The organism is Modestobacter sp. VKM Ac-2979 (assembly GCF_026967995.1).
Taxonomy (GTDB): Bacteria; Actinomycetota; Actinomycetes; order Mycobacteriales; family Geodermatophilaceae; genus Modestobacter.
In genome coordinates this window covers 271951-286377 of the sequence record NZ_JAPVBO010000002.1, presented here as the reverse complement: position 1 = coordinate 286377, position 14427 = coordinate 271951, and the positions used below count along the sequence as shown (strand labels likewise).

The following is a 14427-nucleotide window of genomic DNA, read 5'->3' as shown; positions in this document are numbered from 1 at the left end:
GGGAGCGCCGGGCACCGGCGTCACGCGGTGTGCGCGACGAGCTCAGCCCAGGGCGCGGCCGACGGCGACGGCGCGGGTGTCCGGTGCGGCGACCCGGGCGGCGTCGGCCTCCTGGTCGTCAGCGGCCTCCTGCGAGCGACGCTCGGCCTCCACCCGGGCGGTGTAGCTCTCCACCTCGCTGGCGATCCGCTCGTCGTCCCAGCCCAGCACCCCGGCCACGGCGCGGGCGACCGGCGCGGCGGAGTCGACCCCGCGGTGCGGGGTCTCGATGGAGATGCGGGTGCGCCGGGCCAGTAGGTCGTCCAGGTGCAGCGCAGCCTCGTGCGCGGCCGACCACACCATCTCCACCATCAGGTACTCCTCGGCGCCGGGCACCGGCTCGAGCAGCTCGGGGGCGTCGGTGGCCAGGTCGAGCACCTCGGGGGTGAGCGACCCGAACCGGTTGAGGAGGTGCTCGGCGCGGAAGCGCGGGATGCCCCACCGGTCGGAGAGCCCATCGAGGGAGTTGACCATCGCCGCGTAGCCCTCGGCGCCGACCAGCGGGATGTTCTCGGTGACGCTCGGCGGGACCCGGCGGGTGACGTCCTCGGCCACGGCGTCCACCGCGTCGGCGGCCATCGGCCGGTAGGTCGTGTACTTGCCGCCGGCGACGGCGATGACGCCGGGCATCGGCCGGGCCACCGCGTGCTCCCGGGAGAGCTGGCTGGTCGACTCCTGCTCACCGGACAGCAGCGGGCGCAGCCCGGCGTAGACCCCGGTGATGTCGTCGTGCGTGATCGGGACCGACAGCACCTCGTTGACGTGCTCGAGGATGTAGTCGATGTCGGCCTTGCTGGCGGCCGGATGGGCCTTGTCCAGCTCCCAGTCGGTGTCGGTCGTCCCGATGATCCAGTGGCTGCCCCACGGGATCACGAACAGCACCGACTTCTCGGTGCGCAGGATGAGGCCGGCCTCGCCGTTGATCCGGTCGCGCGGGACGACGATGTGCACGCCCTTGCTGGCGCGCACGTGGAACCGGCCGCGGCCGCCGACCATGGTCTGGACGTCGTCGGTCCACACCCCGGTGGCGTTCACGACCACCTCACTGCAGACGTCGACCTCGTTCCCGGTCTCGACGTCGCGCACCTTCGCCCCGACCACCCGGCCGCCGGCGTGCTCGAAGGAGACGACCTCGGCGGAGTTGAGCACGGTGGCCCCGTAGGCCGCGGCGGTGCGGGCCACGGTCAGGGTGTGCCGCGCGTCGTCGGCCTGGGCGTCGTAGTACCGGACGGCGCCGACGAACGCATCGGGCTTGAGCGCCGGGAACATCCGGCGGGCACCGGTGCGGGTCAGGTGCTTCTGCGCGGGCATCGGGTCGGCCAGCGAGCCGAGCCGGGCGAGCCCGTCGTAGAGCGCGAGCCCGGCGGTGACGTAGGGCCGCTCCCAGCCGCGGTGGGTGAGCGGGTAGAGGAAGGGCACCGGCTTGACCAGGTGCGGGGCGATCCGGTTGACCGAGAGGTCGCGCTCGTGCAGCGCCTCCCGGACCAGTCCGAAGTCGAACTGCTCGAGGTAGCGCAGCCCGCCGTGGAACAGCTTGGAGGAGCGCGAGGAGGTGCCGCTGGCGAAGTCACGGGCCTCGACCAGCGCCGTCTTGAGGCCGCGGGTGGCCGCGTCCAGGGCGACCCCGGCGCCGGTCACCCCGCCGCCGATCACCAGGACCTCGAAGTCACCGGCCGCGAGGTCGGCCCAGGCCTGGGCGCGCTGCTCGGGGCCGAGTGGGCGGACTGCCGTCATTGCGAACTCCTCGGTACGGGCCATCGCCGACGACGGCGCACGATGCACCCACGGTAGGTCGGTGCGCGACGGACCGTCGACGGCGGCTGTCTGACATGGTCGGACAACTCACGTGCGCTGGGTCACCATCGGGGCCCGCGATGGCCTAGCGTCGGGCGCCGTGCCGGGCACCGTGCAGTCCATCGAGCGGGCAGCGGCGATCCTGCGCGTGGTGGCCGGCTCCGGCGGCACGCTGGGCGTCACCGACATCGCCGCGGCGGTCGGGCTGGCCAAGACGACCGCGCACAGCCTGCTCCGCACCCTGCTGCACGTCGGCTTCGTGGCGCAGGACCCGGCCACCGGCCGCTACGCCCTGGGCCCCGGGCTGCTCCGGCTGGGCACGCCCCTGGACGTCAACGAGCTGCGGGCCCGCTCCTCGAACTGGGCCGACGCCCTGGCCTCCCGCAGCGGGCAGGCGGTGCGGCTGGCCACCCTCGCCGGCACGGAGGTCGTCGTCGTCCACCACGTCTTCCGCCCCGACGACTCCGCGCAGGTGCTCGAGGTCGGCACCGCCCTCCCTGCGCGCAGCACCGCGCTGGGCAAGGTGCTGCTGGCGTACGGGGCCACCCACCCGCCCGAGCTGGCCGAGGTGCGCGCCCACGGCTGGGCGGCGGAGCGGGGCGAGCAGGAGCCGGGCCTGGGCGCGATCGCCGCCCCCGTCCGCGACGCGGGTGGCCTGGTGGTCGCCGCCCTGGGCGTCAGCGGGGCGCTGACCTCGCTGTTCGACGCCCGCGGAGTACCCCGCAGCCTGCTGCTGGCCATGGTCGTCGACGCCGCCCACGCGGTGTCCCGCGAGCTGGGGCACGGCGGTGGCTGACCGCTACGTGCTGGCCGTCGACCAGGGGACGACGTCGACGCGGTCACTGGTGTTCGACCGGGGCGGCCGGATGGTCGCCGTCCGCCAGCGCGAGCACCACCAGTACTTCCCCCGCCCCGGCTGGGTCGAGCACGACCCGATGGAGATCTGGGCGAACACCCAGCGGACCGCCGCGCAGGTGCTCGGCGACGTGCCCGACGCCGGGGACGTCGTGGCGCTGGGCATCGCCAACCAGCGGGAGACCACCGTCGTCTGGGACCGGGTCACCGGCCGGCCGGTGACCCGGGCGCTGGTCTGGCAGGACACCCGCACCGCCGACCTGGTGACGGAGCTGGCCGCCCGCCCCGACGCCGCCCTGGTCGCCGAGCGCAGCGGGATGGCGATCGCCGGCTACTTCTCCGGCCCGCGGCTGCGCTGGATCCTCGACCACGTGCCCCGCGCCCGGGAGCGCGCCGAACGCGGTGAGCTGCTGTTCGGCACCATGGAGACCTGGCTGATCTGGAACCTCACCGGCGGGCCGGACGGTGGCGTCCACGTCACCGACGTGACCAACGCGAGCCGCACCCTGCTGATGGACGTGCGCAGCTGCCGGTGGGACCCCGACCTGCTCGCCTTCTTCGACATCCCGGCGGAGATGCTGCCGGAGATCCGCCCCTCGGTCGGCGTCCTGGGCACGGCCACCGCGCTGAACCGGGCCCTGCCGATCGCCGGGGCGCTGGGCGACCAGCAGGCGGCGCTGTTCGGCCAGGCCTGTTTCGCCCCCGGCGAGGCCAAGTGCACCTACGGCACGGGCAGCTTCCTGCTGCAGAACACCGGCACCGAGCTGGTGCGCACCCGCTCCGGGTCGATCAGCACGGTGGCCTACCAGCTGGCCGGGGAGCCGGTCCGGTACGCGCTGGAGGGGTCGGTCGCCGTCGCCGGTGCACTGGTGCAGTGGCTGCGGGACGGGCTGGGCCTCATCAGCTCGGCCGCGGAGGTGGAGACCCTCGCCCGCACGGTCGGCGACAACGGCGGCTGCTACGTCGTCCCGGCGTTCTCCGGGCTGCTGGCCCCGCACTGGCGGGGGGAGGCCCGCGGCCTGGTCGCCGGGCTCACCTCCTACGTCACCAAGGGGCACCTGGCCCGGGCCGTGCTCGAGGCCACCGGCTGGCAGACCCGCGACGTGGTGCAGGCCATGGCCGCCGACTCCGGCCTGTCGTTGCCGGCCCTGCGGGTGGACGGCGGCATGACCACCAACAACCTGCTCATGCAGTTCGTCGCCGACGCTCTGGACACCCCGGTGGTGCGACCGATGGTGGGGGAGACGGTCTCGCTCGGGGCCGCCTACGCCGCCGGCCTGGCCGTCGGGGTGTGGTCGGACGTCGAGACGCTGCGCCGGAACTGGCACCGGTCGGCGCAGTGGACGCCCACGCCGGAGCGGGCGCGGGCGCTGACCGCGGAGTACCCCCGCTGGGAGCGGGCGGTCGAGCTGAGCATCGCCTGGGGAGCTCCCTGACGTCGTCGTCCGACGATGTCGCACCCCGACTGTTGTCCAGCTCACAGCCTGCTCCTACGGTCCTCGCACGACGGGACGCGTGGTGACCACCGCCACAGGCCCGTCCTGGATCAGCACGGCCCGCGACGACGCGGGCCCGTCGTGAGGAGCGCCTACTCGTGGACACCGTCGGTCTGTGGACCGTCTTCGGCAGTGAAGTACTCGGCACCGGGATCCTGCTGCTGCTCGGCGTCGGCGTGGTCGCCAACGTCGTGCTGCCGAAGACGAACGGCAACAACAGCGGCTGGATCGTCATCATCTTCGGCTGGGGGCTCGCCGTCTTCGCCGGCGTCTTCGCCGGGGCGACCTCCGGGGCGCACATCAACCCGGCCGTCACCGTCGGCCTGCTGGTCAGCGGGACCGAGGAGTACGCCCCGGGCGTCGAGGTCAGCGTGGCCAGCACGCTGGTGTACTTCGCCGGGCAACTGGTCGGCGCCTTCATCGGTGCGGTCGTGGCCTACCTGGCCTACTACGGGCACTACAACGACCCGGAGGCTGCGGGCACCCAGCTGGGCACCTTCGCCACCGGCCCGGCCATCGGCACGGTCAAGGACAACGTGATCACCGAGGTCGTCGGCACGTTCGTGCTCGTCTACATCATCCTGCGGTTCGGGGACACCCCCAGCCAGCTCGGCCCGCTGGCCGTCGCCCTGCTCGTCGTCGGCATCGGCGCCTCGCTCGGTGGGCCGACCGGCTACGCCATCAACCCGGCCCGCGACCTCGGTCCGCGCCTCGCCCACGCCGTCCTGCCCATCCGGGGCAAGGGCGACAGCAACTGGGGCTACGCCTGGGTGCCGATCGTCGGCCCGGTCATCGGCGCCGTCCTGGCCGGCCTGCTCTCCCACGTCAACGTCTGACCCCCACCCGCCGGGGCCGGAGTCGCGACTCCAGCCCCTCCGACTGCAGGAGGAACCCCATGGCCCAGTACGTAGCCGCGATCGACCAGGGCACCACGAGCACCCGGTGCATGATCTTCGACCACGACGGCGCCGTCGTGTCCGTCGGCCAGAAGGAGCACGAGCAGATCTTCCCGCGCGCCGGGTGGGTCGAGCACGACGCGATGGAGATCTGGCGCAACACCCGCGAGGTGGTCGGCCAGGCGCTGGCCCGCAGCGACGCCGGCACCTCCGACATCGTCGCCGTCGGGATCACCAACCAGCGGGAGACCGCGGTGGTCTGGGACCGGAGCACCGGTGAGCCGGTCTACAACGCGATCGTCTGGCAGGACACCCGCACGACGAAGATCATCGAGGAGCTCGGCGCCCTCGGTGGCGGCGCCGACCGCTACAAGGACAAGGTCGGCCTGCCGCTGGCCACCTACTTCGCCGGCCCCAAGGTCCGCTGGATCCTGGACAACGTCGAGGGCGCCCGGGAGCGCGCCGAGCGCGGCGAGCTGCTCATGGGCACCATCGACTCCTGGCTGATCTGGAACATGACCGGCGGCGCGGACGGCGGACTGCACCTCACCGACGTCTCCAACGCCTCCCGCACCATGCTCATGGACTACCGGACGCTCGCCTGGGACGCCGACATCGCCCAGGAGATGGGCATCCCGATGTCCATGCTCCCGGAGATCCGCTCCAACTCCGAGGAGTACGGCAAGGGCCGCAAGGCCGGCTTCCTGGCCGGGGTGCCGATCGCCGGTTCGCTGGGCGACCAGCAGGCGGCGACGTTCGGCCAGGTCTGCTTCACCAAGGGCATGGCCAAGAACACCTACGGCACCGGCAACTTCATGCTGCTCAACACCGGCGAGGAGGCCGTCCCGTCGCAGAACGGGCTGCTCACCACGCTGTGCTACCAGCTGGGGGACGCCAAGCCGGTGTACGCACTGGAGGGCTCGATCGCGGTCACCGGCTCGCTCGTGCAGTGGGTCCGGGACAACCTGGGGATGATCAAGAGCGCCCCGGAGATCGAGGACCTGGCCCGCTCGGTCGACGACAACGGCGGCTCCTACTTCGTGCCGGCGTTCTCCGGCCTGTTCGCCCCGCACTGGCGCTCCGACGCCCGCGGCGCCGTCGTCGGGCTCACCCGGTTCGTCAACAAGGGGCACCTGGCCCGCGCCGTCCTGGAGGCGACCGCCTACCAGACCCGCGAGGTGCTGGACGCGATGAACGCCGACTCCGGGGTCGACCTGACCGAGCTCCGGGTGGACGGCGGGATGGTCGGCAACGAGCTGCTCATGCAGTTCCAGGCCGACCTGCTCGGCGTCCCGGTGATCCGACCGAAGATCGCCGAGACGACCGCACTCGGTGCGGCCTACGCCGCCGGGCTCGCCGTCGGCTTCTGGTCCGACCTCGACGAGCTCACCGCCAAGTGGGCCGAGGACAAGCGCTGGGACCCGCAGATGCCCACCGACGAGCGGGAGCGCTACTACCGCAACTGGCAGAAGGCGGTCACGAAGTCGCTGGACTGGGTGGACGAGGACGTCAGCTGACGCCGGACCACTGACCACCGCAGGCCCGCCGGAGTCCGCTCCGCCGGGCCTGCGGTGCGTCCGCCCCCGTACCCCAGGGGCAGAAATGGCCATTTCTGCCCTCTCGTCAGGCACCGAGAGCGGCCTCGACCCGACGGACGACGCCGTCCAGGTCCCGCAGGTCGGCGGCGCTGAGCCGGATGACGCGCCATCCTGCGGCGAGGAGGGCGGCGTAGCGGTGGTCATCGCGGACGATCTGCTCGCCCTCGAAGTGGTGTGCACCCTCGTACTCGACGGCCAGCTTCTGCTCCGGCCAGCCCAGGTCGACCCGCGCGAGGAAGTGACCAGCGTGAGTCACCACGAGCTGGGGGACCGGGGTCAGTCCGGCGAGCAGCAGGGCCACCCGCACCTTGGACTCCGGCGCAGACTCCGCCCGCGGGTCCACGAGCGCGAATGCCCGCCGCACCCTGCTCACTCCCCAGCGCCCGGCGCCGGCCTCGACCATCGCCGACATGGCTGCCGTCTGCACAGCACCGACCCGGACCATGGCGTCGAGCGCAGCCACGGCCGTGCCCACCGGCTCCAGGGCGGCGACGTCCCAGGCCGTCCGGAGGGGGGAGGTGACCGGCACCTCGCCCTCCACCAGGACGTCACCCGCGGCCAGCGGCGACCGATGGACACGAACCTGCTGCGGCCCTCGCCAGTCGACGTCCGGCGGCCGGATGACCGTCACGGGCTCCGACAGCCCGGCGAACGGAGCTCCGTGCCAGGCCGCCGCGGAGTGGCCGCCGATGGCCGCACCTGCCGGCAGGAGCAGCGCGACCGCGCGACAGCGGAGCCGGTGGTCGACGTCGAGTGCCGGATCTGCGTAGACCCCCTGAACGAGCCGTCGGTACCCGAGCGAGCGCAGCTCCTTCGCCGTCACCGCGCCCTGGGCGATCGCGTGGCTCCCGACGAAGACCCCGGTCAGGCGGCTGAGACGACTGGACATCCCGGCAGCGTGCCGAATCAGGGGCAAGCGCCGCTGGCGTCGTCCACAACCGGGGCAAAAATGGCCATTTCTGCCCCGGTGGGGGTCAGGGGGTGAGAGCGGCGGAGACGACGGCCTTGGCCTCCTCCTGGACCTGGGCGAGGTGGTCGGGGCCCTTGAAGGACTCGGCGTAGACCTTGTAGACGTCCTCGGTGCCGGACGGGCGGGCGGCGAACCAGGCGTTCTCGGTGGTGACCTTCAGGCCGCCGATCGCGGCACCGTTGCCGGGCGCCTTCGTGAGCTTGGCGGTGATCGGCTCGCCGGCCAGTTCGGTGGCGGTGACGGCGTCGGGGGAGAGCTTGCCGAGCGCGGCCTTCTCCTCCCGGGTCGCCGCGGCGTCGACCCGGGCGTAGGCCGACTCGCCGAACCGTTGCGTCAGTGACGCATGCAGCTCCGAGGGCGAGCTCCCGGTCGCGGCCTGGATCTCCGAGGCCAACAGGGCGAGCAGGATGCCGTCCTTGTCCGTCGTCCACACGCCGCCGTCGCGGCGGAGGAACGACGCCCCGGCCGACTCCTCGCCGCCGAACCCGACCGACCCGTCGAGCAGCCCGGGCACGAACCACTTGAACCCGACCGGCACCTCGACCAGCCGCCGGCCGAGGTCGGCGACCACGCGGTCGATCAGGGACGACGACACCAGCGTCTTGCCCACCGCCGTCTCGGCACCCCAGCCGTCGCGGTGGCTGAACAGGTAGGAGATCGCCACAGCGAGGAAGTGGTTGGGGTTCATCAGCCCGCCGTCGGGGGTGACGATGCCGTGCCGGTCGGCGTCGGCGTCGTTGCCGGTGGCGATCTGGAACTCGTCCTTCGCACCGATCAGCGAGGCCATCGCCGAGGGGGAGGAGCAGTCCATCCGGATCTTGCCGTCCCAGTCCAGCGTCATGAACCGCCACGTGGGGTCGACCAACGGGTTGACCACGGTGAGGTCCAGGCGGTGCCGTTCCGCGATCGCCCCCCAGTAGTCGACGGCGGCACCGCCGAGCGGGTCGGCACCGATCCGGACCCCGGCGGCCCGGACGGCGTCCAGGTCGAGCACGTTCGGCAGGTCGTCGACGTAGGTGCCCAGGAAGTCGTAGGACTGCGCTGCGGCACGGGCCCGCGCGAAGGGCACCCGCCGCACCCCGTCCAGGCCGGCGGCCAGCAGCTCGTTGGCCCGCTTGGCGATCCAGCCGGTGGCGTCGGTGTCGGCCGGGCCGCCCGAGGGCGGGTTGTACTTGAAGCCACCGTCCCGGGGCGGGTTGTGCGACGGGGTGACGACGATGCCGTCGGCCAGCCCGGTGGTCTTCCCCCGGTTGGCCCGCAGGATCGCGTGGCTGACCGCCGGGGTGGGCGTGTACCGGTCGGCGGCGTCGACCAGCACGGTGACGTCGTTGGCGGCCAGCACCTCCAGGGCGCTCGCCCAGGCCGGCTCACTCAGCCCGTGGGTGTCCCGGCCGACGAACAGCGGCCCGTCGTACCCCTGCTGCGCGCGGTACTCGCAGATCGCCTGGGTGGTGGCCAGGATGTGCGGCTCGTTGAACGCGCCGTCCAGCGAGGAGCCCCGGTGCCCGGAGGTGCCGAAGGTGACCTGCTGGGCGACGTCGTCCGGATCCGGCTCGACCGTGTAGTACGCGGTCAGCAGGTGGGGGACGTCGACCAGGTCGGAGGGCTGGGCGGGCTGGCCGGCGCGGTCGGAGCTCATGCGTTGATCTTCGCGCCGCACGCCCGGTCACCGCGACCTGGGCCACCCTGTCGGTGCCCCGCCGTAACCTGGCCGGGTGCTCGGTGACTGGCGGGAGATGGTCACCGACGCGGCGTTGGTCGACGCCGTCGGCGCCGACGTGCTCGACCGCGCCCGCCGCTACGTCGCCCGCGGCGTCCTCGACCTCCGGCTGGCCGACGACGCACGTCGGCTGACCGGTCTGGTCCAGGGCGGCGCGCCCGAGCCCTACCGGACGACGGTGGTGCGCACCGACGGCGGCCGGGTGGGCTGGGCCGGTGCGTGCACCTGCCCGGTGGGCGACGACTGCAAGCACGCGGTCGCCGTCCTGCTGTCCCTGCGCTCGAACCTGAAGGCGTCCCCGGTGGCGGCCGGCTGGGAGGCCGAGCTCGAGGAGCTGGTGGCCGCGGCGGCCGACCGCCGACCGCGCACGGCAGTGCCGATCGGGCTGCAGTTCGAGCTGGTCGAGCAGGCGCCCGGGCGGGGCCGGAGCTCGGTCGGCGCGCCGGGCACCCTGCAGCGGCTGGTGCGGCTGCGGCCGGTGGTCCCGGGCAAGCGGGGGCAGTGGGTGCGCAGCGGGATCTCCTGGCGTCAGCTGCAGTACGACAACAGCCGGTCCGGCTGGGACCCGGCGCACGTGGCGGCGATGCGCGCGCTGCACGCCACCCACCAGGCGGCGCGCAACCAGTTCTACTCGTACGCCCCGGTCGACGTGTACCTGCACGAGTTCGGCCCCGGGCTCTGGCGGCTGCTGGCCGAGGCGGTGGCCGACGGCGTCCCCCTGGTGACCGCCGACCGCCAGCCCCGTCCGGTGGTGCTCGCCGAGGGCGAGGCGGACGTGGCCGTCGACCTGCGCGACGGTGGCGACCGCACCGAGCTGTCGGCCGTGCTGCGGGTGGCGGGGCGGGCGGTCGACCCGGCGGCGCTCTCCTTCCTCGGCATGCCCCCGCACGGGGTCACCGTCGACGGTCCGGCCCGCGACGAGGCGCCCGAGGGCGCGCCGGGGCTGGTGCTCGCGCGGCTGGACTCCCCGGTGCCCCCGGTGCTGGCCGGCCTGGTGGCCCGGGGCGGGGTGATCGGCATCCCGGCCGGCGACGTCGACCGCTTCCAGCGCGACTTCTACCCGGGGCTGCGACGTGCCGTCCCGGTGATCTCGGCCGACGGCTCGGTGGACCTGCCCGACGTCGCACCCCCGAGGCTGGCCGCCGAGGTGACCTACCCCGGTGACGCGACGGTCACGGTGGCCTGGTCGGTTCGGTACGGCGACCGGTCGTTCGCCCCGTCGGCGACGGCCGGCCCGGCCGATGGCCGCGACCCGGCCGCCGAGCAGCTGCTGGTCGAGGCGCTGCCCGGCCCGGTCGGTGGGCTGCCGGAGCTGTGGACGCCGGAGCGCCGGCTGGCCGAGCGGGTGGAGCTGGCCGGCATGGAGGCGCTGGAGTTCACCACCGAGGTGCTCCCGGCCCTGCGCGCCGACCCCGACGTCGACGTGACCGTGGTGGGCACCCCGACGTCCTACCGGCAGACCACCTCGGCGCCGCAGATCAGCTTCACCGCGCGGGACAGCCGGGAGTCCGACTGGTTCGACCTCGGCATCTCGGTGACCATGGACGGCCAGCACGTGCCGTTCGCGACGCTGTTCTCCGCGCTGGCCGCCGGCCGCACCCGGCTGGCGCTGATCAGCGGCACCTGGTTCTCCCTGCAGCGCCCGGAGTTCGAGCAGCTGCGGCTGCTGATCGAGGAGGCCCGCGAGCTGCGGGACCTGCCCGGCGACGAGGTGCAGGTCAGCCGCTTCTCCGCCGGTCTGTGGGAGCAGCTGCTGGGGCTGGGGGTGGTCACCGAGCAGAGCGACCGCTGGACCCGCGAGGTGCGGGGCCTGATCGACGTCGAGACGGCTGAGCCACCCCCGCCACCGGCCGGGCTGGACGCGGAGCTGCGGCCCTACCAGCGGGAGGGCTACGGCTGGCTGGCGTTCCTCTGGGACCACCGGCTGGGCGGGGTGCTCGCCGACGACATGGGGCTGGGCAAGACGCTGCAGACCCTCGCCCTGCTCTGCCGGGCCCACGAGGCCGGCGAGCTGGACGCCGCACCGGTGCTGGTGGTGGCGCCGACCAGCGTCGTCTCCACCTGGACCCGGGAGGCGGCCAAGTTCGCCCCGGGGCTGCGGGTGGTCGCCGTCGACGAGACCGAACGCAAGGCGGGCACCGCGCTGCACGACCGGGTGGCCGGCGCGCACGTCGTCGTCACGTCCTACGCGCTGTTCCGGATCGACGCCGACTCCTGGGCGTCGCTGTCCTGGCGCGGGCTGGTGCTCGACGAGGCGCAGTTCGTGAAGAACCACCAGGCCCGCACCTACCAGGTCGCCCGGATGCTGCCGGCGCCGGTGAAACTGGCGCTCACCGGGACGCCGCTGGAGAACAGCGTCATGGACCTCTGGGCGCTGATGTCGATCGTCGCGCCCGGCCTCTTCCCCGACCCGGAGCGGTTCACCGAGTTCTACCGGATCCCGATCGAGCGGGACGGCGACGCGGAGAAGCTGGCCCTGCTGCGCCGCCGGATCCGCCCGCTGGTACGCCGGCGGACCAAGGAACTGGTCGCCGCGGAGCTGCCGCCCAAGCAGGAGCAGGTGCTCGAGGTGGTGCTGAACCCACGGCACGAGAAGCTGTACCAGACCCACCTGCAGCGGGAGCGGAGCAAGGTCCTCGGGCTGGTCGAGGACATGTCGAAGAACCGAATGACGATCTTCCGGTCGCTCACCCTGCTGCGGCAGCTCAGCCTGGACCCGGCACTGATCGACCCCGCGTACGCCGACGTGCGCGCCAGCAAGGCCGACGCGTTCCTCGACCACCTGCGCGAGGTGGTCGCCGAGGGGCACCGGGTGCTGGTCTTCAGCCAGTTCACCCGGTTCCTGGGCAGCATCCGTGACCGGCTGACCGCCGAGGGCATCGACTGGGTCTACCTGGACGGGCGGACCCGGGACCGGGACGCCCGGATCGAGGCGTTCCGCACCGGCAGCGCCCCGGTGTTCCTGATCAGCCTCAAGGCCGGCGGCTTCGGGCTCACCCTCACCGAGGCCGACTACGTCTTCGTCCTCGACCCGTGGTGGAACCCGGCGAGCGAGGCCCAGGCCGTCGACCGGGCGCACCGGATCGGCCAGGACAAGACGGTGATGGTCTACCGGCTGGTCGCCGTCGGCACCATCGAGGAGAAGGTGATGGAGCTCAAGGCCCGCAAGCAGGCCCTGTTCTCCCGCGTCGTCGACGACGGCGCGCTCGCCTCAGGCGCCCTCACCGCCGACGACGTGCGTGGTCTCTTCAGCTGACCGGCGACGGGGGGATGGTCAGCTGTAGCCGGTGCTGGCAGCGACGCCGAACAACACGACGATCACGAACAGCCCGACGCCGACCCAGCCGAGGACGATGCCGGCCGTGGCCATGCCGCCACCGTTCTCGCCGCGCTCGCGGATCTGCTTCTTCGCGACGTAGCCGAACACCAGGGCGAGGATGCTGCCGAGCCAGTACAGCCAGACGATCCCGAGCACCATGGAGGCGATGGCGAGCCCGTTCGTGCTCCGCGGCGGCGCGTAGCCGTACCCGTACGGCGGCGGGCCGTACGGGGGCTGACCGTAGGGCTGCTGCCCGAAGGGCTGGCCGTACTGCTGCCCGTACGGCACCGAGCTGCCATGAGGCGGAGGGACGTTCCCCTGCGGCTGCGGCTGCGGGTACTGGTCGCCGTCGTCCTGGCTCATCTGCCCGACCCTAGGAGCCGATCGGGGCGACGACCAGCACCCACCCACCCGACGGGTGAGTCCGGCTCAGCTGCGCCGCGGCTCGCCCCGGTAGCTGCCCACGCTCCACAGGTTGCCCTCCGGGTCGCGGACGGCGAACTCGCGCCCGCCGTAGTCGGTGTCCTGCAGCGGCCGGAAGACCTCGGCGCGGGCCGCGACCGCGCGATCGAACAGCGCGTCGACGTCGTCGCTGACCAGGTAGCAGCCGGTGCCGCCCGGGGCGACCGTCCAGCCCTCGTCGTCGCGCACCGAGCCGAGCATCACCCCGCCGCCGGGAGGCCAGGACAGCTGGGCGTGCTGCACCACGTCGCCCTCGCCGTACACGGCGGTCTCCTCGAAGCCGAGGGCGTCGACGAGGAACCGGATCAGGGCGCGGGCGTCCCGGGCCCGGAAGGCGGGCCAGACGGTGGGCGGGGGAGCGGTGGTCGATCGGGTGTCTGTGGTCTCGGTCATGGGATCAGGATGTCGACCCGGGCGTCCGGCCGTCTTGGACGAATCCGAGTTCCGCGGCCAGCCACCGGGTCGGCGGGAGGCCGCTGAAGGCCCGCCACTCGCGGGTCAGGTGCGCCTGGTCGGCGAAGCCGGTGGCCGCGGCGAGGGCGGCCAGGTCGGGTGGGCCGCCGCCGGTCACCCGGGCGGTCAACGCCCGGCGGGCCCGGTCGAACCGGACGACGCGGGCCGCCTCCTTCGGGGTCAGCCCGGTCTCGGCACGGAACCGGGCGAGCAGGTGCCGCTCCGACCAGCCCACCCGCCCGGCGATGTCGGCGACCCGGAGCCGCCCACCGGAGGCGAGGGTCAGCCGCCAGGCCTCGGTGACCTCGGGCGCGGGTCCGGCCCCGGCCCGCACCCGACGCAGCAGCACGTCCTCCACGGCGGCGAACCGTCCCGCCCAGTCCGGCGCGGACCGCACCCGCTCGGTCAGCTCCGCGCCGTCGGCCCCGAGCACGTCGGCGACCGGGCAGTCGAGGGAGGCCAGCTCTCCGGCCGGCAGGCCGAGGAGCGCCCGGGCGCCCAGCGGGGTGAGCGCCAGCTGGAGGCCGGTCTGCCGCCCGGTCTGGGTGATCAGCGCCGGGCGGGTGTGCAGCCCACCGAGCAGCGCGTCGTACCGGCCCGGCGCCTGCTGGGGGTCGGGGTGCGCGGCGAGCACGAGCGGCTCGTCGACGGTGACGACGAAGGTGAGGAAGGGGGACGGCAGCCCCCGGTGCACCCCCGAGGCGGACCCGCCGTACCGGTAGCCCACCGCACTCGGGACGAACGGGCGCAGCGCCGGGTGCGGGCGGACGTGCACCCACTCGTCGGACACCGCACCAGGATGGCCGTCCCGGTCCGGCACGTCAC

The 14427-nt window shown here is 73.5% G+C and carries 11 protein-coding genes; 5 read left to right on the top strand and 6 right to left on the bottom strand.

What is annotated here, in order from left to right:
* Positions 1-42: 42 nt before the first annotated feature.
* Positions 43-1773, bottom strand: coding sequence for a glycerol-3-phosphate dehydrogenase/oxidase (locus tag O2W15_RS05905; RefSeq protein WP_269178737.1), 1731 nt, complete (start codon positions 1771-1773; stop codon positions 43-45).
* Positions 1774-1933: 160 nt separating this feature from the next.
* Between O2W15_RS05905 and O2W15_RS05900 the strand changes: the two genes are divergently transcribed.
* From O2W15_RS05900 to glpK (O2W15_RS05885), 4 genes are all read left to right on the top strand, one after another.
* Positions 1934-2629 carry an IclR family transcriptional regulator gene (locus O2W15_RS05900; protein ID WP_269164156.1) on the top strand — a complete coding sequence of 232 codons (696 nt, stop codon included), beginning with the start codon at positions 1934-1936 and terminating at the stop codon, positions 2627-2629.
* Entirely contained in the window at positions 2622-4124 is a 1503-nt protein-coding gene (gene glpK / locus O2W15_RS05895; protein ID WP_269178736.1) for a glycerol kinase GlpK, read from the top strand. Before O2W15_RS05900 ends, glpK (O2W15_RS05895) begins: the two co-directional genes overlap by 8 nt.
* Positions 4125-4282: 158 nt before the next feature.
* Positions 4283-5020, top strand: coding sequence for an MIP/aquaporin family protein (locus O2W15_RS05890; RefSeq protein ID WP_269178735.1), 738 nt, complete (start codon positions 4283-4285; stop codon positions 5018-5020).
* 59 nt (positions 5021-5079) lie between these two features.
* On the top strand, positions 5080-6597 hold the full coding sequence (gene glpK / locus O2W15_RS05885) for a glycerol kinase GlpK (protein ID WP_269164153.1): 1518 nt from the start codon (positions 5080-5082) through the stop codon (positions 6595-6597).
* Positions 6598-6703: 106 nt separating this feature from the next.
* Here glpK (O2W15_RS05885) and O2W15_RS05880 read toward each other — a convergent pair whose 3' ends face one another.
* Entirely contained in the window at positions 6704-7567 is an 864-nt protein-coding gene (locus O2W15_RS05880; protein WP_269178734.1) for a DUF559 domain-containing protein, read from the bottom strand.
* Between the two features lie 85 nt (positions 7568-7652).
* The gene (gene pgm / locus O2W15_RS05875) at positions 7653-9287 is read right to left on the bottom strand and encodes a phosphoglucomutase (alpha-D-glucose-1,6-bisphosphate-dependent) (protein WP_269178733.1); all 1635 of its coding nucleotides are present in this window, start codon (positions 9285-9287) and stop codon (positions 7653-7655) included.
* A gap of 76 nt (positions 9288-9363) precedes the next feature.
* Here pgm and O2W15_RS05870 point away from each other — a divergent pair, with 76 nt between their 5' ends.
* A complete protein-coding gene (locus tag O2W15_RS05870) occupies positions 9364-12624 on the top strand; it encodes a DEAD/DEAH box helicase (RefSeq protein WP_269178732.1) in 3261 nt (1086 codons plus the stop codon).
* Positions 12625-12642: 18 nt separating this feature from the next.
* Here the strand turns inward: O2W15_RS05870 and O2W15_RS05865 are convergent, their stop codons facing one another.
* The 3 genes from O2W15_RS05865 to O2W15_RS05855 all read right to left on the bottom strand — a co-directional run bounded on the left by O2W15_RS05865 (position 12643) and on the right by O2W15_RS05855 (position 14392).
* Entirely contained in the window at positions 12643-13050 is a 408-nt protein-coding gene (locus O2W15_RS05865) for a DUF4190 domain-containing protein (protein WP_269178731.1), read from the bottom strand.
* A 66-nt stretch (positions 13051-13116) separates the two neighbouring features.
* Positions 13117-13542, bottom strand: a complete 426-nt coding sequence (locus O2W15_RS05860; protein ID WP_269178730.1) for a VOC family protein — start codon at positions 13540-13542, stop codon at positions 13117-13119.
* A 4-nt stretch (positions 13543-13546) separates the two neighbouring features.
* A complete protein-coding gene (locus O2W15_RS05855) occupies positions 13547-14392 on the bottom strand; it encodes a helix-turn-helix domain-containing protein (RefSeq protein ID WP_269164147.1) in 846 nt (281 codons plus the stop codon).
* Between the last annotated feature and the right edge of the window lie 35 nt (positions 14393-14427).

Excerpts from the sequence above, each read along its gene's own strand:
- O2W15_RS05905 (WP_269178737.1), bottom strand. The coding sequence starts at position 1,773 with ATGACGGCAGTCCGCCCACTCGGCCCCGAGCAGCGCGCCCAGGCCTGG.
- glpK (WP_269164153.1), top strand. The coding sequence starts at position 5,080 with ATGGCCCAGTACGTAGCCGCGATCGACCAGGGCACCACGAGCACCCGG.
- O2W15_RS05880 (WP_269178734.1), bottom strand. The coding sequence starts at position 7,567 with ATGTCCAGTCGTCTCAGCCGCCTGACCGGGGTCTTCGTCGGGAGCCAC.
- pgm (WP_269178733.1), bottom strand. The coding sequence starts at position 9,287 with ATGAGCTCCGACCGCGCCGGCCAGCCCGCCCAGCCCTCCGACCTGGTC.
- O2W15_RS05865 (WP_269178731.1), bottom strand. The coding sequence starts at position 13,050 with ATGAGCCAGGACGACGGCGACCAGTACCCGCAGCCGCAGCCGCAGGGG.
- O2W15_RS05860 (WP_269178730.1), bottom strand. The coding sequence starts at position 13,542 with ATGACCGAGACCACAGACACCCGATCGACCACCGCTCCCCCGCCCACC.